At 40.3% G+C, this 17,988-nt stretch carries 17 protein-coding genes; 9 read left to right on the top strand and 8 right to left on the bottom strand.

Annotated features, from left to right (window positions below; genetic code table 11):
• Positions 1-29 precede the first annotated feature (29 nt).
• Together PSI06_RS00130 and PSI06_RS00125 are read left to right on the top strand one after the other, a co-directional pair.
• On the top strand, positions 30-473 hold the full coding sequence (locus PSI06_RS00130; protein WP_273602952.1) for a hypothetical protein: 444 nt from the start codon (positions 30-32) through the stop codon (positions 471-473).
• A gap of 328 nt (positions 474-801) precedes the next feature.
• Positions 802-1,755, top strand: coding sequence for a hypothetical protein (locus tag PSI06_RS00125; protein ID WP_273602953.1), 954 nt, complete (start codon positions 802-804; stop codon positions 1,753-1,755).
• On the opposite strand, the gene PSI06_RS00120 is transcribed toward PSI06_RS00125, so the two are convergent.
• On the bottom strand, positions 1,739-3,085 hold the full coding sequence (locus PSI06_RS00120) for a S8 family serine peptidase (protein ID WP_273602954.1): 1,347 nt from the start codon (positions 3,083-3,085) through the stop codon (positions 1,739-1,741). The genes PSI06_RS00125 and PSI06_RS00120 overlap by 17 nt on opposite strands.
• Before the next feature lie 139 nt (positions 3,086-3,224).
• On the opposite strand from PSI06_RS00120, the gene PSI06_RS00115 reads away from it, so the two are divergent.
• Genes PSI06_RS00115 through PSI06_RS00105 form a run of 3 tightly spaced genes read left to right on the top strand, consistent with a single transcriptional unit; the run spans position 3,225 to position 4,991 of the window.
• On the top strand, positions 3,225-3,716 hold the full coding sequence (locus tag PSI06_RS00115) for an RNA polymerase sigma factor (protein ID WP_273602955.1): 492 nt from the start codon (positions 3,225-3,227) through the stop codon (positions 3,714-3,716).
• Positions 3,713-4,453, top strand: coding sequence for a hypothetical protein (locus PSI06_RS00110; protein ID WP_273602956.1), 741 nt, complete (start codon positions 3,713-3,715; stop codon positions 4,451-4,453). Before PSI06_RS00115 ends, PSI06_RS00110 begins: the two co-directional genes overlap by 4 nt.
• 25 nt (positions 4,454-4,478) lie before the next feature.
• A complete protein-coding gene (locus tag PSI06_RS00105) occupies positions 4,479-4,991 on the top strand; it encodes a CC0125/CC1285 family lipoprotein (protein WP_273602957.1) in 513 nt (170 codons plus the stop codon).
• A 30-nt stretch (positions 4,992-5,021) separates the two neighbouring features.
• Here the strand turns inward: PSI06_RS00105 and PSI06_RS00100 are convergent, their stop codons facing one another.
• Positions 5,022-5,906 (bottom strand): DMT family transporter, encoded by an 885-nt coding sequence (locus PSI06_RS00100; RefSeq protein ID WP_004585948.1) that lies wholly within the window; start codon positions 5,904-5,906, stop codon positions 5,022-5,024.
• Positions 5,907-6,011: 105 nt separating this feature from the next.
• Here PSI06_RS00100 and PSI06_RS00095 point away from each other — a divergent pair, with 105 nt between their 5' ends.
• On the top strand, positions 6,012-6,536 hold the full coding sequence (locus PSI06_RS00095; protein ID WP_024033714.1) for a hypothetical protein: 525 nt from the start codon (positions 6,012-6,014) through the stop codon (positions 6,534-6,536).
• Positions 6,537-6,538: 2 nt separating this feature from the next.
• Here PSI06_RS00095 and rsmS read toward each other — a convergent pair whose 3' ends face one another.
• From rsmS to dinG, 6 genes are read right to left on the bottom strand one after another with little or no spacing between them, the layout of a single operon-like run.
• Positions 6,539-6,691, bottom strand: coding sequence for a pleiotropic regulatory protein RsmS (gene rsmS / locus PSI06_RS00090; RefSeq protein ID WP_024033713.1), 153 nt, complete (start codon positions 6,689-6,691; stop codon positions 6,539-6,541).
• Positions 6,675-6,956: a late competence development ComFB family protein gene (locus PSI06_RS00085; protein ID WP_004585951.1), complete on the bottom strand. Its 282-nt coding sequence runs from the start codon at positions 6,954-6,956 to the stop codon at positions 6,675-6,677. The genes rsmS and PSI06_RS00085 overlap by 17 nt, the downstream gene beginning before the upstream one ends.
• Before the next feature lie 49 nt (positions 6,957-7,005).
• Complete coding sequence (locus tag PSI06_RS00080) at positions 7,006-7,902, bottom strand: histone deacetylase family protein (RefSeq protein ID WP_273602958.1); 897 nt, start codon at positions 7,900-7,902, stop codon at positions 7,006-7,008.
• Complete coding sequence (locus PSI06_RS00075; protein ID WP_024033711.1) at positions 7,902-8,510, bottom strand: primosomal replication protein; 609 nt, start codon at positions 8,508-8,510, stop codon at positions 7,902-7,904. The genes PSI06_RS00080 and PSI06_RS00075 overlap by 1 nt, the downstream gene beginning before the upstream one ends.
• Entirely contained in the window at positions 8,511-9,287 is a 777-nt protein-coding gene (locus PSI06_RS00070; protein WP_264390608.1) for a TSUP family transporter, read from the bottom strand. It abuts the gene before it with no gap.
• The gene (dinG, locus tag PSI06_RS00065; RefSeq protein WP_273602959.1) at positions 9,287-11,362 is read right to left on the bottom strand and encodes an ATP-dependent DNA helicase DinG; all 2,076 of its coding nucleotides are present in this window, start codon (positions 11,360-11,362) and stop codon (positions 9,287-9,289) included. Before dinG ends, PSI06_RS00070 begins: the two co-directional genes overlap by 1 nt.
• Positions 11,363-11,594: 232 nt before the next feature.
• Between dinG and PSI06_RS00060 the strand changes: the two genes are divergently transcribed.
• The 3 genes from PSI06_RS00060 to PSI06_RS00050 all read left to right on the top strand — a co-directional run bounded on the left by PSI06_RS00060 (position 11,595) and on the right by PSI06_RS00050 (position 17,741).
• On the top strand, positions 11,595-13,937 hold the full coding sequence (locus PSI06_RS00060) for a DNA polymerase II (protein ID WP_273602960.1): 2,343 nt from the start codon (positions 11,595-11,597) through the stop codon (positions 13,935-13,937).
• A 245-nt stretch (positions 13,938-14,182) separates the two neighbouring features.
• Positions 14,183-16,804 (top strand): TonB-dependent receptor domain-containing protein, encoded by a 2,622-nt coding sequence (locus PSI06_RS00055; protein ID WP_273604965.1) that lies wholly within the window; start codon positions 14,183-14,185, stop codon positions 16,802-16,804.
• A gap of 67 nt (positions 16,805-16,871) precedes the next feature.
• Positions 16,872-17,741, top strand: a complete 870-nt coding sequence (locus PSI06_RS00050; protein ID WP_273602962.1) for a class I SAM-dependent methyltransferase — start codon at positions 16,872-16,874, stop codon at positions 17,739-17,741.
• The last annotated feature ends 247 nt before the right edge of the window (positions 17,742-17,988 follow it).

Genomic DNA, 17,988 nt, shown 5'->3' with positions numbered 1-17,988 from the left:
CCTCATCGGCGGGTAATTTAACAACCGCTGTGAGCCAGTCGTCATTACTTTCTGTTACCTCTGAGCAAGGCGCTCAGCCAGATACTACCGACACACCAGCCGATGCCTCTTTACTTTCAAATGTGGGCAGCGCTACCGATTCAGTTACACAAGCTGATGCAAATAATGCGCTTAATGCCGGTGAGCTTACAAACCAATTAGCAATTACTAATACGGCTGCAAACTCAGTAAGCTCTGCACTGCAAGTAGGTGATGCAATTAATACCAGTAATGAAGTAGTAACCAGTGTTCAGCAATCTTTAATTGCCAGTGTGCAAGACAGTACGGTTAGTAGTTTACAAAGCACGGTACAGCAAAGTGTTAGCGGGCAGGTGAGTGCAGTGGTTACTGATCAAATTAGTAACGATGTAGCACTTAGCACCGCAAGTGAAGTAGTAACCAACATTACTAACGATTTAGACCTAGGCCTTTAGAGCGTGTTGAACTTTGCAGATTGAAATTTGTTCAATCTAGGGGCGATTAAACTGAGCAAAGCTTCCGCATCTTGCTCTCGCTCTTTATCTGCATCCATGTAGGCAACAAATAGCTTATCGCCCCTAGACAGAACCCGAAGGACAGCGCATGTTTGGCATTTATGCTGCGTTATCGCCTATTTATGGGGAATAACCACACTTCATAGGCTCTGCCTTGCCTAAAAACCAAACATGCTGCTGCAAATTCAACCATCAAAGATCAACACGCCCTAAGCGTATTTGCAAAATGCCGAATGGGGAAACCTATTCGGCCTGTTGGAGAATAAATATGAAAGCAGTTATAACCGCCACATTGTGTGTTTTTAGTGCTCAAGCGGTGCTTGCACAAACTAACCACATTAAAACAGCTGAGCAAAATAAGCCCTTTAAAAGTAGCTTTGAGCTAAATGCTGATGCTGAAGTTGGGGTATTAAGTAACTCGGCGCTCTCTGTTCAAGAGCTTGACGATATTTCCTCGCAAAGCGACAGCGGCATCAAAACCGCAGCCGGTGTTAATGCTAAATGGCAAGTAACCAAAAGCGCTAAATTAACCTCAAGCTATAAGTTTGAACAACAAGACTACGATGAATTTGATCAATACGATTTAGACCTGCATCAATATGGTTTAGATGGCAGTTATAGCTTTAATAGCCATGAGCTAGGGGTTCGTTACGATGGCGCAAAAGCAAATGAAGATGGCGATACATTTTTACATTTTAATCAAGCCAGCGCCTACTATGGCCATTTTTTAAACCCGCATACGTACTTGCGTATGAGTGTAAAAACCAAAGCTAAACGTTTTGCTACTGCAAAAGCACGTAATGCCGACGGCGTAGGCGGCGATGTAGCGCTTTATCATTTTATAAATAACGGCCAAACCATGCTAATGGCAGCGCTAAGTGCCGATAAAGAAAACGCCGACGACAACCAATACGACTTTAACGGCTACGGTTTTACTACTAAAGTTACGCACAAATTTACGGCCTTTAATGTAGCGAATAAAGTGGGCGCAGGCTGGCGTTATCAAAATAAAGATTACGATGAGCAAACAACGGATGATTTTTTTGAGCAAATACCGTCGCGAGATGAGCAAAGAAATGTCGTTAATGCGTTTTATAATCTAGCTTTATTTGAGCACGTAACACTCATAGCCGAGGCTGAATATGGCGATTATCAATCAAAGCTTAGTAGCAATACCTATACGCAATCGGTTTTATCGGCATCAGTTAAAGTGCACTTTTAGGTGGGTAAATGGCACCATAACCAAAGGTGTTGTCTTTGCCTTGCTCGCCTAAGTCGACGGCCAGCGATGTAAGCTCGTTAAGTGCTTTGGTTTTATTATTACCATGTTTTAACAATAAACAACTTAATGCCGCGCTTACATGCGGCGCTGCCATTGACGTACCCGACTCCCTTCCAAATTTTCCATTGCCTTGGCTTGTAACAACATTTACACCAAGGGCTGCAAAGTCTATGTAATCGCCTTTATTTGACCATCTATAAATTTGGTTTTGTGAATCAATAGCACTTACCGCTATCACGCTTTTATACGCACCTGGGTATAACGGCTGCGACGCCGGCCCTTGGTTACCTACAGCAGCTACAATTAACACGTTTTGTTTTATTGCTGCAGTAATACTTGCTTCTAAAACTGCGTTATTTGGCCCTGTTAGGCTCATATTTATTACGGGTATTTTATTACTGACTAGCCAGTTAAGTGCTTCTACTATGGCAAATAATGTAGCCCCTTGTGCATATTCAGATTGCCTATAAAACACCTCGGCACTGTAAAGCTTGGCATTGCTTAAAAGCGGGTTAAGTTTTGTGCCTTTACCTGTAATTAGCCCTGCAATGGCGGTGCCGTGTAAATTAGGCGAGCTTAACCCTTGTGGTAAAAAGCTTTGCGTGGTGATATTTGTGCTTTTAAAAGCACTGTGTTTGGTATTAATGGCGCTGTCGATCATGCCAATTTTTACGCTTTGTGTGCAGTAGGAGGCAATAGAGTTATTTGATGTTACTTTTGCGGTAGGCTCGCCTTTTTGCGCTTGGTATATGTGGTTTCGGTCAAGTATTGCAGACTCATCTAAGTTAAGTGCTTTTAATAACTCACTTTTAGAATTAACACCTTGGGGCACGTTAAAGCGAACTAAACTCATGTTAAGTGCGTTGTAATTTTTTACCGACACAATGGTTACATTTTGCTGCTTTAGGGTATTAAGTTGTTGGCTATTGGCCATTAATAACCATTGGCGCTCTATTGCTCTAAAGCCGTTTTCTAGCTCTACTTCAACAAATGCGGTGTTTTGGCTATTTATATTAATGTTAAGCACATTGGGTAAGCTGCTAATTGGCTCACTCATTTGCGCTTTTAGTTCATCAATCGAAACTTGTGGTACAGGCGGCGGAAGCGGCAGGCGTTGTGCTCGCTCTATTGTTTGCTCAATACGCTGCTCTATTGGGTTTAACTGCCCAAGCACTTGATCGACTCTCACTATCTTGGCAGGGCTCGTTGCGCTAAATATGCAAAGCGAAGCGGCTATTATGTGTTTAACGCGTGTGTTTTTAATATTCATAGTGGGTTACTTCTATTAAATTTATCATGCTTGTAGTTAACGTTTAACACATAGAAATATTTCATTATTCAAATTATTTTGATTATTTGGGAATAAATGTTTTTTTGAATCGTCTTCTTTATAAAAGGGGTAAAAATCAATGAACGAAACATTAAAAACCTTATTGCCCATGCTTAGGCGTTTTGCCTATTCGCTAACGGGTAGTAAAGCAGATGCAGACGATGTAGTGCAAATAACAATTGAAAAACTATTAGTAAAAGGCATTCCGGATGACGTTGAGCCTGCTAAATGGGCGTTTAAAATTTGCCGCAATGTGTGGATAGACGAATACCGCTCACGCAAGGTAAGGCAAAATTCGGCCCAGGCCGATGTTTTACCAGAGCCAATTAAAAGTAATGAGCACCAAACACTCGAAAACAAACAAATGCTTAAAAATGTAAATACAGCACTTGGGCAATTACCCGAAGAGCAACGCGCCATTGTATCGCTGGTGGCAGTGCAGGGCATGGCCTATAAAGAAGTAGCACATACACTCGATATACCTATAGGCAGTGTAATGAGTAAATTATCGCGAGCACGCAGTACACTTTATAATTTAATAAAACCCGACTTTAAAAAGGAGCAAGTATGAACATTAACGACGAAACACTTAGCGCCTTTTTAGACTCAGAGCTAAGCGAGCACGAAATGGAGCAAGTGCGCAAAGCCCTTGAAACCGATGATGAACTAGTAATGCGACTTGCAGAGCTAAGCGAAGTAGACATGCGAGTAAAAGAGCACGCAACAAGTATTGAAGACGCACCCCTTAGTGACTCATTAGCTAAAACGGTGGCAAAGCTTGATACAGCAACGACAAAAAACACGTTAAATAGCAATGTAGTAACGTTAACGCCTTGGCAAAGGGTTAAGCAGTCGGCTAATAAAAGCTTAGCAATAGCTGCAAGCGTTGCCGTGGTATTTGGTATTGCAATGACTAGTTATTTACAACCCAATGAGTCGCAAAATTTAGTAGCCAGTAACATAGCCTCTGCCCTTGATACACAGCTAAGTAGTGGTGAGTATAAGCAAAGTGATGGCTCAGTATTTAGCGCGCAGCTTAGCTTTAACAATCAGCAAGGTGAGCTTTGTAGGCAGTATGCGCTAAGCTCAAACAATACCACGCAAACAAGCATTGCTTGTAAAGCGCAAAGCGGTTGGCAAATTAAAGCGCAAACAGCCGCGCAGCAAAGTGATAATGGCGCGCAATATCAAACGGCGTCTAATAACAGTGAGTTAGATGCTGTTATAGATAGTATGATCAGCGGCGCACCACTAGATAGAGCGCAAGAGCAGCAAGCAATTAGTGCAAAGTGGCAGTTAAACCAATAATAGTTTTTATAAAACGAGGTGAATAATGAAAACATCTATTTTAATTATCAGTATTTTACTTATGGCGGGTTGCGCATCTAAACCCGACTACCGCCCAGCTAATAATGGCTCACAAGGTTATAGCGAGCAAAAAATTAGTGACGTTCAATACCGCGTCGAGTTTAAAAGTGTGTCAAACAACGTAGCCGATGCCGGTGACTATGCATTGTTACGCGCGGCTGAACTTACCCAAGCGCAAGGCTACGACTGGTTTATTTTAACAAATAAAGAAACCTTTGTTGAGTCTAAATCGCAAGCGCCCGCGTCATCTATTAGTGCATCACACAGCCAGCAATATGAGCGAAACTGCGGTTTATTAACCTGCGAAACACGCGTACGCCCGAGCAATAGCGTAGGCGTACAAGTGAGCAACAATGATAAACGCAAAGAAGTACACACCCTGATTGACATTAAAATGGGCAAAGGCATTAAACCCAGCGACAACAGCTATAGCGCACAAGACTTAATTGAAAACTTAAGCAAAAAGACTCAAAAGTAAGCGTTTGGTAAAAGCACTTGATATAAGTACTTAGCTTGTTTTAGCTAAGTGCTTTTTTCGTGGTAAAAAACCAGTAACCAGCATAGTGCCCACAATTACAAATAATGCGCCGAGTAACGTATTTGGCCCTATTTGCTCATCTAAAATTAAATGCCCCCAAAAAATGCCAAATAGCGGAATTAAAAACGTAACCGTTAAAGCTGAGGTTGGGCCTATATCGTCAATAAGTTTAAAAAATAAAATATAAGCAAGTGCGGTACACACCACGCCAAGTGCTAATACGCCGAGCATAACGTTGGTACTAGGTACTTCGCGCATTGGCATAAAAAGTATAAGGGGCAGTACTATAAAACTGGCTGCCCACATAGAGCCGTGTGCGTTATCGAATGGGGCAAGCTTAGGGGCATTTTTTGTATAATGGGATGCAATGGCATAACACAGTGAGGCGCTTAGCGCTGCTGCAATAGCAATAAGTGACTGACTATTTAATACAAAATGATTTTGCCCAACTAAAATGGCCACGCCTATTAAACCTAACAGCAAACCTAACACCATGCTTTTAGTCGGTTTGGTTTTGCTCCAAATAATGCCCACCACCGCGCCCCATATGGGCGTTGTAGAATTTAAAATAGATAAAGTAGAGGCGCTAATCGTTTGCGCGGCATAAGCAAACAGTAAAAAGGGTAGGGCGGAGTTAAGTGCACCAATTATAAAAAAGTGCTTTGTGTGCGCAGTAAACGCCAAGCGGCGTTTTAAGTACAGCGCCACAATAAAGAGGGTGAGTGCGGCAAAGCCAACTCTAAACTCTATTAACACCGCTGGGCCTAAGCTGTTTGCTGCCATTCGCATAAATAAAAATGACGCGCCCCAAATTGCAGCCAGAAAAAATAACCGAAGTAAACTTGCTAAGCTCATGATAGTATTTTAATTATACAAATTAATTTACAGAGTAACAGGCTTTGCATTAACTGTAAGCCAGATTCGGTACTCGCATATAAAAATAATAAAAAAGGAATAGTCATGAGCCGATATTTACTGATCACAGCAATTATGGGAGTGGGTTTATTAAGTGGTTGTGGGTCTACGCCTATTAATTTATACGATGATATAACCATGAAAAAACATGAGTACAATGGCATAAAAGCGTATAAAAAAGGTGATTATAAACAAGCTTTTATGTATCTAAAAGACCCTGCAGCACTTGGGTATAAAAGCGCGCAATACACATTGTCGTTTATGTTTTTAAAAGGGCAGTACTTAACACAATCTACTAACATGGGTATGGGGTGGCTAGGCGTTGCAAAAGAGGCTGGAGTTGAAAGTTGGCAGGCGCAATACAATACCTTTTATAACGCGGCCACTTCGGCGCAACAGCTTAAAATAGACGAAACCGTTGCGTTGTACATAAGCCAATATGGTAGTAAAGCACAAAAAATGACGTGCCGTCGCTCAACAACCCCAAGACGCACGTTTGGCGAGATTAAAATTGATTGCAACAAACACGATGGCACTGTGACTAAATACGAAGTGCAAACAAAAGAGTAATGCTAAGCGGTGGCTTGTTTTTGTTCAAAGTCACTTTTTACAATTTCGAGCGCTTTTAATACATCCTCTGGAGCAACCTCGTGCTGCTCCAAAAGCATAATTAAATCTACTGCCAGTTTTACATGTGTAGGGGCGTTATCAAGTGGGCTGGTCATCTAAATCTTTCTTTTTTGAAATTTGGCTAATAGCAACGTCTATAGCGGTTTGTACGCGCTCTTCCATGTGAATACGTTCACTTTGTGGTAAATAAAAGGCCATATCTACATCGTATCTAATATAACGTGGCGGCAATTGATTAAGTACCGTGCAACAAAAATCGGCCATTACATCTTCACTGTAAACTTTATCTAGTTTACGTTTAATGATTTCTTCAACCACAATTTTTTCGTAAAAGTTATGTATGTCGTCGTGCAGTCGCATCGTGCTAGCGCCTTTTATAGAGTCCGTTTATTTGAGTGTATACTAAGCACTAAAATAAATCGATAGCAGCTTTAAATAGTTGTTTATGAACATTAATTAACGCATTTAAATTACGTTGATAACCGCCACCTAAAGCGCACATGAGCGGGATGTTATGGGCTTTGCAGTAGTTAACAATAAAATGATCGCGCGCATAAACCCCTTCAAGCGATACGTTAAATAACCCTAGCTCGTCTTTTTCGTAAATATCAGCCCCTGCGTTATATAAAATAATGTCGGGGTTATGAATACGCACGCAAAATTCGAGGGCTTGTTTTAGCGTTATTAAGTACTCGGTATCTAATGTGTTGGCAGGTAGGGCGAAGTCGTAATCGGAGTGTTGCTTTAAGCGCGGAAAATTTTGCTCGCAGTGAATAGAGCAAGTAACTATAGCGTTATTATGTTGCGTAATTTGTGCTGTGCCATCGCCTTGGTGTACATCACAATCAAATATTAATATGGTATCGGCTTGGTTTGTATTGATTAAATGCGCGCCAGCCACAGCTAAGTCGTTAAAAATACAAAAGCCACTGCCGTAATCGCTATATGCATGATGATAGCCACCACTTAAATTAGCGCAAAAACCATGTTTTAGTGCGTATTCGCTACCTTGAATACTTGCCCCAACTGAAAGTAGCGTACGCTCTACTAATTCGCATGAATACGGGAAACCCATTTTTTTAATTGCTTTATTACTGAGCGTGGCGTTTAAAAAATCATTTATGTAGCCTTGGCTATGGCACAGTGCAAGCTGCTCGGGCGTTGCTTTGGTTGGTGTACTAAACTGTGTAGCCCCAAAGCCCAAGCCTTCTATTTCTGCTTTTAGCATTTGGTATTTTTGAATAGGAAAACGGTGGCGCTCAGGAAGCGTTAAATCACTGTAAAGCGGGTGGTAAAAAAGCTGCATTAGCGTAATTGTTGTTTTTCGACTTGTTGAATTTTATCTTCGGTGGCCGAAATAGCTTTACGGCAGCGGCCTAAACGCGCATGCGTGGTTAAAATTTCCATATTAAGTTTTTGTGCTTGCGCTGGGCTGGCTTTTTCCATTTGTAGTTTACGCTCTTCAATCATTAACACTAAGCGTCGTTCAAACTCGTGGTTTTGTTTAAGCTCGTCGTATAGCTCGTGCGACGATTGCATTATTTTTTTTACGGCTTGCTTATAAACCGTATTTTTGGGTCTAGGTTTGTACTGGCTTTTGTTTTCTTTTGCCCAGATGGGGGTCGATTTAATAACACTAAATACAGCTTGTACTTGATTACCTATGCGCTCGAGTGCATAAGCATAAGCATGGCGATGATCACTGGGTGGTAAGCTGGTAATTTCGTCTTCAATTTCTGTTACGTAGTCAGTTAAGTTCATGCTTTTAGTACTAAATACGCCGCGGTCAAATAAACTAGGCTGCGCCTGCATATAGCGGTTTTTAGAAAACAACTTTGCGCTATCAAATTGCTCAGCTTGTTGTTTAAGCGTAGCAACTTGTTGGCGTAATTTATCTAACGCGTGTGTTTGCATTTACAAATAAGCCTCGTAAATCAGTTTTAATGCTAGCAGTATAACCATAGTGTTAAAAACAGGCCGAATAAACTTACCGCCAAAGCGAATGGCTGAGTGAGCGCCAATCCAAGCACCTAACATAATAAAAAAGCCCATGATAAGGCCTAATAAAAAGTTTACATGACCAAGTGCCACAAAGGTAATAAGCGATATAAAATTAGATACAAAGTTCATTGAACGGGCTAAACCACAGTTAAGCAGTAAGCTCATTTTATAAAATAAACTATTAGATGCGGTCCAAAAAGTACCGGCGCCTGGGCCTGCTACGCCATCAAAAAAACCTAACGCTAAGCCCTGTAACCACTGCTTTAGTTTAAGTATTGGTGTTACTTTTGGTAAATCATCGCCCTGTGTGGTGCTTAAACTACCAAACAAGCTATAACAGGCCACCATAATAATAATGATAGGCAAAAGCTTATTTAAAAATTCAATACTTAAGTGATCGACTATTAACGTACCAATCACAGCGCCTATGGCTGTAGCAAAAATGGAGTTTGCCCAAAATTTAGGACTAAATAGATTTTTTTTATAATACGTGTAGCTGGCCGTTAATGAGCCAAAGCTTGCCGCAAGCTTGTTGGTGCCAAGCGTTACATGCGGTGGCAAGCCAGCGGTGAGTAGTGCAGGGACTGTTAATAAGCCACCGCCGCCAGCAATTGCGTCAATAAAGCCAGCAGCAAGGGCCGCGGCACATAAAATTGCCAGTGTTGTGGGATCTAAAGCAAGTTCAAACATTAATAATCTATTTGTCTTTTAAAAGGTGGTAAGGTGTCGAGCATGGCCTTGCCGTAGCGCTTGGTAACTAAGCGTCTATCGAGAATGGTTATACGGCCTTCATCGCTCTCTTTTCGCAGCAGTCTACCACAGCTTTGTACCAATTTCTTTGCTGCATCGGGCACCGTTATAGACAAAAATGGATTACCGCCTTTACTTTGTACAAATTCGGCTTGGGCTTCTTCTATTGGTGATGTAGGTACTGCAAACGGTATTTTTGTAATTATTAAGTTTTCTAAATATTTACCTGGTAAATCAAGCCCTTCTGAGAGGCTTTGTGTACCAAATAAAATACTACCTTTACCGCTATCAATATTTTGGGTGTGTTTTTTTAATAATGCCTCGCGCGACATTTCGCCTTGCACTAATAAGTTAAAACCTTTTGTTCTAAGAAACTTAGCCACATGGTCCATTTGCCAGTACGAGGCAAACAACACCAAATTAGCTTTTTTTGTGTTTAAGTACTCAGGCAAAGTTTGCGCTATATGGTCACTAAATGCTTTGTCGGTTGGCTCAATTTTACTTACCGGGATACGCAAGGTTGCTTGTTTAGGGTAATCAAAAGGTGAGGGCACTTTAATAAATTTAACGCCTTCTTCTTTTGCTAAGCCGCTTTCATAGGCAAAGTGGTCAAACGAACCGAGAGCACTTAAAGTTGCCGAGCATAGTACCGCTCCTGCGCATTCATTCCATAGTTTGTCTTTTAAGTAGTAGCCAACTTCGATAGGGCAATCACTTAATAGGTGATCGTGATGGTTTTTATATTCTAAACGTTTGATCCACCTTGCGTGAGGTGTGCCTTCGCCTTTATTTGCATAGCTATACCACAGCTTATTTAATTGCTCTAAGCGGTTTATATAGTGTCCGCTTTCGGCCAAAACAGGGTCGGCAACGTAAGGTTTTATATCGCCATCACTTACATCTTGAGTGAGGGTATCGTGCATTTTGTTTAAGCAGCGTAGTGCATCTAGTGTGGCGTCACTTATATCTTTAGCTTTGTTGTGCAATGATTTTGGTATTTCGCCATGCTCAAAACGATATGTATCGTCTTTTGAGTATTCAAAGTCGGCGTTATCGAGAATATCACGCACCACTTTTAAGTCTTTATTAGCATCGTTAATGCTATCGCACAATTTGAAATTTTGACCAATGGCTTTTTGACCCACTAATACCTTAGACATTTTGCCACTAAATTTGGTGAGCTTATCGAGCCAATCAATGGTGCCTTTAATAGTGGCCGCTGCCGATGAAAAGTCGCGGGTAATATGCGCAAGGTGGTGCGCTTCATCTATTACATAAATGGTGTTATCAGGTTCGGGTAAAATTTTACCGCCCCCTAAATCCAAATCTGCCAGTAGCAGTGAATGGTTAATAACAAGCACATCCATTTGCATAAGCTGATTACGAGCAAGCTGAAACGGGCAGGTTTGATGGGCTTTCATTTGGCGTTGGCAAGTTTGTTTATCGCATGCGATTAAGTTCCACACTCTATCGGGTATGGTGTCGGCCCAACTATCTCTGTCGCCTTGCCATTTTTTATTTACATAGGCATCGTAAAGGCCTTTTAAGCATTTCGTTTCCATATCACTTAGCGGCGAGGTAAGTGTGGGCATAAACTCCATTTGGGTTTGGCTATCGCCATTAACAGCGTTATGTAATTTATGGGCACATATATAGCGTTGCCTACCTTTTACTAGGTCAAACTTAAAGTCGAGCCCTGAGTGTTTTTTAAAAAAAGGCAGCTCTTTTGCTATTAATTGCTCTTGTAGGGCCACGGTAGCAGTAGATATAACCAGCTTCTTTTTTTGAGCAAGGGCAAGCGGTAACGCGCCCAAACAATAAGCAAGTGATTTACCAGTCCCTGTGCCAGCCTCAATAACACATATTCGCTGTTTTTTATGGTATTCGCCAGCCAGTGTTTTTGCTATTTCGGCAACAAGGTAGTTTTGGCTACTGCGTGGGCGGTAATCAGTAAGGTTACTAGCCACATGCTGGTGTACTTGCCTAATTGTTTTTTTTAGTTGGTCAGAAAGCATGGGGAGATAAACCTAAAATATGTATATAATTACAGTGTATGGATTTTAGAGTTATAACCGTGTAACTACAAGCAAGGATGAAATTAATTTAGTAAATTAATGCGGCGATTTTTTAAGTTTATAAATTACTCCCTATTATGGCCTGTTTATATTTTGAGGTTGAACAATTTTCAATCCTTAACGTTCATGGCCCTAAAGTAGAAAAACAAAATATAAGTAAGGTTTATTGATAGTGTATTTAACATCTGGTTTTGTACTTTCTGCACAAGCGCACGATAGCGCTCAGGGTTTACAATATGAAATTTGGTTTGCTACCGATAATGGACCAATAAAGACAATTTCTGAGAATGAAACCGCACTATTTTTTATAAAAAACTCAGATACAAAAGCAGCTCAAGCCATTTTATCTGCCGAATCACTAAACTTTTTAATTAAACCTCTTTCACTTAAAAATTTTCAGCAGCAAGATATGTGTGGCTGTTACTTTTACTCACTCAAACACTTTTATAGCGCGAGCAAAGCGTTAAAAAGTCGCGGTATTACACTTTATGAAGATGATATAAGGCCCATTGAGCGCTATTTAATGGAGCGCTTTATTAAAGGCGGGGCGTGGATCACGGGTAAACGAGTGGATCATGCACATTACACTGAAATTTTAGATGCTAAATTAAAAACCAATGCCGATTATACGCCCGAGCTTTCTAAGTTGTCACTTGATATAGAGTGCAATGAAAGTGGGGTGTTGTTTTCTATTGGCTTGGTAGGCTGTGGTTTAGATTGCGTAATTATGATTGGAGAGCCCGAGCATCACGAACCAGTGATTGGTTATACTATTATATGGTGCGCAGACGAGGTTGCACTATTACAGCAACTTGTAACACTTATTAAGCAGTGCGACCCAGATATTATTATTGGGTGGAATGTTATTGAGTTTGATTTTGCAGTTATTTATGAGCGCTCTGTGGCACTGGGGGTAAAACTATTACTAGGAAGAGGAAACCTTCCTTTATATGTTCGAAAAGGCCATTTTACACGGGTTTCTATTCCCGGGCGCTGTGTAATTGATGGCATTGATACTCTAAAAAATGCCACTTATAGTTTTGAAACTTTTTCACTTGCTAATGTAGCTAAAGAAATTTTAGGCGAGTCTAAATTAATTGAATCTAGTAACAGCTTACAAGAAATTATTCGTCAATTTAATGAGGATAAACTCGCGCTCGCTAACTACAATCGGCAAGACTGCATACTCGTTAATAAAATATTCGATAAGCTAAAACTTCTCGATTTTGCTGTTATTCGCACACAATTAACAGGCCTTGAGCTGGAAAAACGCGGCGGCTCAGTGGCGGCTTTTGTAAACATGTATTTGCCTTTATTACATCGCAGCGGTTATGTAGCACCTAATATGGGCGACCATGGGCTGACGTTTGAAAGCCCAGGTGGTTATGTTATGGAGTCGGTACCGGGGCTGTATAAAAATGTCATAGTGCTTGATTTTAAAAGCCTGTATCCCAGTATTATGCAAACCTTTTATATAGACCCGCTTGGACTAATAGAAGGAATTGAAAACCCTGAAAACAGTATTGAAGGGTTTAATAACGCATTATTTTCAAGAGAGCAGCACCATTTACCAGCGCTTATAAAAAGCCTAGCGCTACAGCGCCAAAGGGCAAAAGATAATCACGATTTAATGCTATCTCAAGCGATTAAAATAATAATGAACAGTTTATATGGTGTATTAGGCTCACAAGGCTGTCGTTTTTATGACCCTCGACTCTCAAGCTCTATTACTTTGCGTGGCCATGAGATAATGCTGCAAACTAAAAAGTGGATTGAAGAGCAAGGTTATAGTGTTATTTACGGAGATACCGATTCGACCTTTGTAAAACTAACGGATGATTTAAGTGTTGAGGCGTGTAATAAAATAGGTAAACAGTTAGCTAAACACATAAACACATTGTGGCAGCAAAACATACACGCTAAACATAATTTAACTAGCCATTTAGAAATAGAGTTTGAATCGCTTTATAGCCCCTTCTTTTTACCCACCATAAGAGGTAAAAGCGTGGGGTCTAAAAAACGCTATGTGGGGCAGTTAATAAAGCCGGATGAATCAAAATTGGTTTTTAAAGGCTTAGAAACCGTAAGAAGTGACTGGACTAAACTGGCTCAACAGTTTCAATTTGATTTATTTACCCTCCTTTTTAAGCAACCAGAGCAAATTAATGACCTTGTAAATGATTACATTAGTAAACTTTTACGTGGCGAATTTGATCATTTGCTGGTTTTTAAAAAACGTTTAGGTCAAAACTTAACCGACTATCAAAAAAATATCCCTCCCCATGTACAAGCAGTAAAAAAGTTTCAGAAACAAAATAGTGAATTTACGCTAAAAAGAGGTGAATTTGTTACATTTGTTTACACAACGCACGGTGTTGAGCTGTATCAAGGGCTGCATAGCTACGACTACCCATTGTATATAGACAAACAAATTGTACCTCTATTAGAAATGATTACGCAATTTGTTAACGTTAACGTAAATAGTTTCGAGCTAAAACAGTTCGAACTATTCTAACTTGTACCTATTAATGCAATTTTTGATTGCACAATCCACGCTTTAGCTTCATTTTTGTACAGTTATTCCTCATCTAAGCTAAAAAACAATAAAAAACCCTTTTTTAATTAATATTTGGTTAACAGTGGTTGGCTTTTAGATATTTTTTGTTTAGTATTTGGTTTAGTCGCTGTTAACAAACTGTGACAACAAAAAATAATTAAATAATAGTCGCTTCTAACAAGTGGTGACCCAGGGAGAATCAAATGTTAAATAATAAAGTTTCAAAGGCAGTTCGCTTAGCGATTGCATTTGGTGCAGTATCAACAGCTGCATTTTCGTCAAGTTCATTTGCTGCAGAAGAAGAGTCTGCTGAAAAAGTAGAACGCATCCAAGTAACTGGTTCACGTATCAAACGTACAGATTTAGAGGGTGCTTCTCCGGTAGTATCTATTACTTCTGCTGATATCAAGCTAGAAGGTGACTACACAGTTGCAGATGCACTACGTTCTAGTTCATTAAACTCATTCGGTTCGTTCTCAGAGCGTTCTGGTAGCTCAGCACAATCTCAAGCAACTATCAATTTACGTGGTGCTGGCTCACGTCGTACTTTAGTACTTTTAAATGGCCGCCGTTTCCCAGGTTCACCAACATTAGGTGGTGCTTCTGCTAACCTTAATGCTATTCCAATGGCTGCTGTTGAACGTATCGATATCATGACTGAAGGTGCATCTTCTATTTATGGTTCTGATGCAATGGCAGGTGTTGTTAACGTAATTTTAAAAGAAAACTTTGAAGGCCTAACGTTTAACATCGGTGCAGGTCACCGTGACCAAGACGAAGGTACTACTTCTACAGAGTTTTCTGTAACAGGTGGTGTATCTAGCGATAAAGGTAACATTACATTCTCTTTTGACCACCAATCTCGTAAAGGCATTTCAGATGCTGACCGTGACTACACTAAAGCGCAAATTGGTGATTTAGACGGTGATGGCGACATTGAGGCTTACACTGCAGATACTGTAGGTTGGTCTTACTACGGCGCTACTGTACTTTCACCTGATTTTGCTACAGCGTCAGCTTCACTTTTATGTGACGATTTAATCTCTGAATACGGTGAAGATACTTTCCGCCGCGTTGATGCAAACGAAGATTGGGGTCCTGGCTCTGAATACTGTATGTATGCATTTGCTAATGTATCTTACAACACGGCTTCAATTGACCGTAACACATTATATGTTAGTGCTAACTACGAGCTAACAGACGACATTGAGTTCTTTGCTCAAACAATGTTTGTACAAAACTCTTCATTTGGTCGTTACGCTCCACCGGCTGCAGCATGGGAAAACATGGCAGCTGATAACCCGCATAACCCATACGGTGAAGACGGTGCATATGGTTTATTCCGTTGGGTAGGTATTGGTACACGTGATGGTAACGTAGATGATTACAACCAAGATTTAACAGCTGGTTTACGTGGTGATTTAGATTGGAACAACGCTTCTTGGGAAGTTTACTACCACCACAATAAAGCAGATAACAAATCTGTAGGCGAGTACTACCTTTCTTACAGCGGTTTAGCATACAACGAAGCTAACGATATCGATTTAGGCTCTGATGAAGGCATTGCCAACATGAAATCGACTACGTTACAAAGCTCTGCTTCTACTTTTGACCAATACTTTGCTGGTTTAGGTTTTGACTTATTTGAACTACCAGGGGGCGCTGTTGCTCACTACGTAGGTGTTGAGTACTTTGAACAAACTTACGAAGATATTTACGATGGTCAATCTGAAGCTGGCCTAATCGGTGGCTCTGCTGGTAACTCTTCAATGGGTGACCGTGATGTTACTGCTATCTTCTTCGAATCAGTACTACCAGTTTCTGATACAGTAGAAGTAAACTTAAAAGCTCGTTACGATGATTACTCTGACTTCGGTGATAACCTTGCTCCTGCAGTATCTGCTCGTTGGCAGGTTGCTGATAACGTAGTGATTCGTGGTTCATACTCTGAGTCTTTCCGCGCGCCAGGCCTAGATTTACTTAACGCAGCACGTACATTCTCAGCTGAATCTGCAATCGATTATAATAACGGTTCTACTACATCACGTCAGTACGATACGTACTACACAGCAAACTCAGAGCTTGAAGCGGAAGAGTCAGATTACATCAACTTAGGTGTGGCGTGGGATGTAAACGACAACTTAAGCTTTAAGTTAGATTACTTCCAACTTTCTATTGATAACGTTATACAGTCTAAATCTCTACAGGGCTTATTATCTGATGAGGCAGCTGGCCTAATCACTGCAGTAGGCGCTGATACAGATACGTCTAACGAAACTTTCTACCTTAAGCGTTCTGCTTCAGGTACGCTACTTGAAGCGGGTACTTCTTACTTTAACGGTGCTGGTTTTGAAATTGAAGGTTTTGACTTCACTATTAATGCAAACGTAGAGACTGATTTTGGTGATTTCCGCTTTAACAATGTTAACAGTGTAACACTTTCATACGATTCTGAAGTGGGTGGTGTTGTACAAGACACTGCTGGTTGGTCTGGCCAACCTGATCTTAAGTCAGTAGCAACAATTTCTTGGTCACTTGATGATCACACAGTATCTTGGAACTCTACTTACACAGCAAGTACGTCTGAAACTGAAGTTGATGAAGATGGTGATGGTTTCTACGAGCAATCAGGTGACTTAGACAGCTGGTTAATCCATAACTTAACTTACAGCTACAATGCAGGTGTTTACGGCGCTGTAACATTTACAGTAAGTAACTTAACTGATGAAGACCCAGTTCTTTCTTCAGCTGGTACATGGGATAACCAAGACCTTTACAACAACTTTGGTCGTGATTACCGTGTAAACTACTCAATTAGCTTCTAATATTAATTAGAAACAGGTTGATATATAGGGCTGAATTTATTCAGCCCTTTTTTTATGGGGATTTTTTATGGAAAATTATTGGAGTGAGTATTGGTCTCAAGGGTATTTAACTTCATTTGGGCAGGATATTAAAAAAAACTATACAGGCAAGCTCAAGCAGAGCTGGATAGGTTTTGCTAGCGAGCTTAGTCCACAGTGTAAGATATTAGACATAGGGACTGGCAATGGCGCACTGATACAGCTTATACACGATAGTAGTAAAGATCAGCTGAACTTTATTGGAATTGATAAAGCAACAGTGGCAAAGAGCGTTACAGGCGTGCCTGACTCTAGTATTTTATCAGATGTAAGTGCAGAGACCTTACCTTTTGAAAATAATGAATTTGATGCGATAGTGGCTCAATTTGCAATTGAATACAGTGAGCTTTCGAAGAGCATTTCTGAATTATTTAGGGTATTAAAACCAGGTGGGTTATATCAAATTGTTTGCCACGAAATAGATTCAGATATAGTTAAACCAAATATGCTTATATTGGAGTCTGCTGTACGTGTACGTAGTGACTTGTTAACTCCTTTAAAGCAGCTAATTGATGAGCTGAAAAAAGATGATAATGCTCAGGTCAATAGCTTGATAAAAACAATAAATAACCTTATCCAGCTTGAAAGGCAAGTACACTCTCACGCAGTTAATGGAACACGGTATCCCGACTTTTTTCAGTTTATTTTGAATAATAAAAAAATTGATTTAGAACGCGCTTATCAATTATTTACTCAAGAGCTCGAAGGGCTGATCTTTAGGTTAAGTGACTTAAAGCAAGCGGCATTAAACTCTCAGGATATTAGCCAGTTGTTATTGTTAGGGGATAAAACATTTAAAGAGGCTTTAGTTGACTCTAATAATGAATATATCGGAACGCTTTACAAAGGACGCAAATAGCTAGCCCCATCACTAAAATTTATTCTGTTCTGCACATTAATAATCTAGCAGCTTTGATGGTATTCCAAAGGCCATACGAGCTGCAGCTCCCGACTCCTCTACTTTTTGGTGACTTGTTAAACATTGTTCTTGGTCACCTTGTCATTTATAAATTTTAAATTATCTTGTTAACACCTTTAAAAATGTAAATAAGTAGAGGTATTTTACGGTTTATTTTCAAAAATGCATTGTGCCGATTATTGGTATA

Origin of the sequence: Pseudoalteromonas sp. GABNS16E (genome assembly GCF_028598715.1) — a bacterium.
Classification (GTDB): Bacteria; Pseudomonadota; Gammaproteobacteria; order Enterobacterales; family Alteromonadaceae; genus Pseudoalteromonas; species Pseudoalteromonas atlantica.
Note: the sequence above shows the minus strand (reverse complement) of the source record. Positions and strands in the feature narration are given on the sequence as shown.

Coding starts and splice junctions, on each gene's coding strand:
- PSI06_RS00075 (WP_024033711.1), bottom strand. CDS start 8,510: ATGCAAACACACGCGTTAGATAAATTACGCCAACAAGTTGCTACGCTT.
- PSI06_RS00095 (WP_024033714.1), top strand. CDS start 6,012: ATGAGCCGATATTTACTGATCACAGCAATTATGGGAGTGGGTTTATTA.
- PSI06_RS00070 (WP_264390608.1), bottom strand. CDS start 9,287: ATGTTTGAACTTGCTTTAGATCCCACAACACTGGCAATTTTATGTGCC.
- PSI06_RS00115 (WP_273602955.1), top strand. CDS start 3,225: ATGAACGAAACATTAAAAACCTTATTGCCCATGCTTAGGCGTTTTGCC.
- dinG (WP_273602959.1), bottom strand. CDS start 11,362: ATGCTTTCTGACCAACTAAAAAAAACAATTAGGCAAGTACACCAGCAT.
- PSI06_RS00110 (WP_273602956.1), top strand. CDS start 3,713: ATGAACATTAACGACGAAACACTTAGCGCCTTTTTAGACTCAGAGCTA.
- PSI06_RS00100 (WP_004585948.1), bottom strand. CDS start 5,906: ATGAGCTTAGCAAGTTTACTTCGGTTATTTTTTCTGGCTGCAATTTGG.
- PSI06_RS00125 (WP_273602953.1), top strand. CDS start 802: ATGAAAGCAGTTATAACCGCCACATTGTGTGTTTTTAGTGCTCAAGCG.
- PSI06_RS00050 (WP_273602962.1), top strand. CDS start 16,872: ATGGAAAATTATTGGAGTGAGTATTGGTCTCAAGGGTATTTAACTTCA.
- PSI06_RS00105 (WP_273602957.1), top strand. CDS start 4,479: ATGAAAACATCTATTTTAATTATCAGTATTTTACTTATGGCGGGTTGC.
- PSI06_RS00080 (WP_273602958.1), bottom strand. CDS start 7,902: ATGCAGCTTTTTTACCACCCGCTTTACAGTGATTTAACGCTTCCTGAG.
- PSI06_RS00120 (WP_273602954.1), bottom strand. CDS start 3,085: ATGAATATTAAAAACACACGCGTTAAACACATAATAGCCGCTTCGCTT.
- PSI06_RS00085 (WP_004585951.1), bottom strand. CDS start 6,956: ATGCGACTGCACGACGACATACATAACTTTTACGAAAAAATTGTGGTT.
- rsmS (WP_024033713.1), bottom strand. CDS start 6,691: ATGACCAGCCCACTTGATAACGCCCCTACACATGTAAAACTGGCAGTA.
- PSI06_RS00055 (WP_273604965.1), top strand. CDS start 14,183: ATGTTAAATAATAAAGTTTCAAAGGCAGTTCGCTTAGCGATTGCATTT.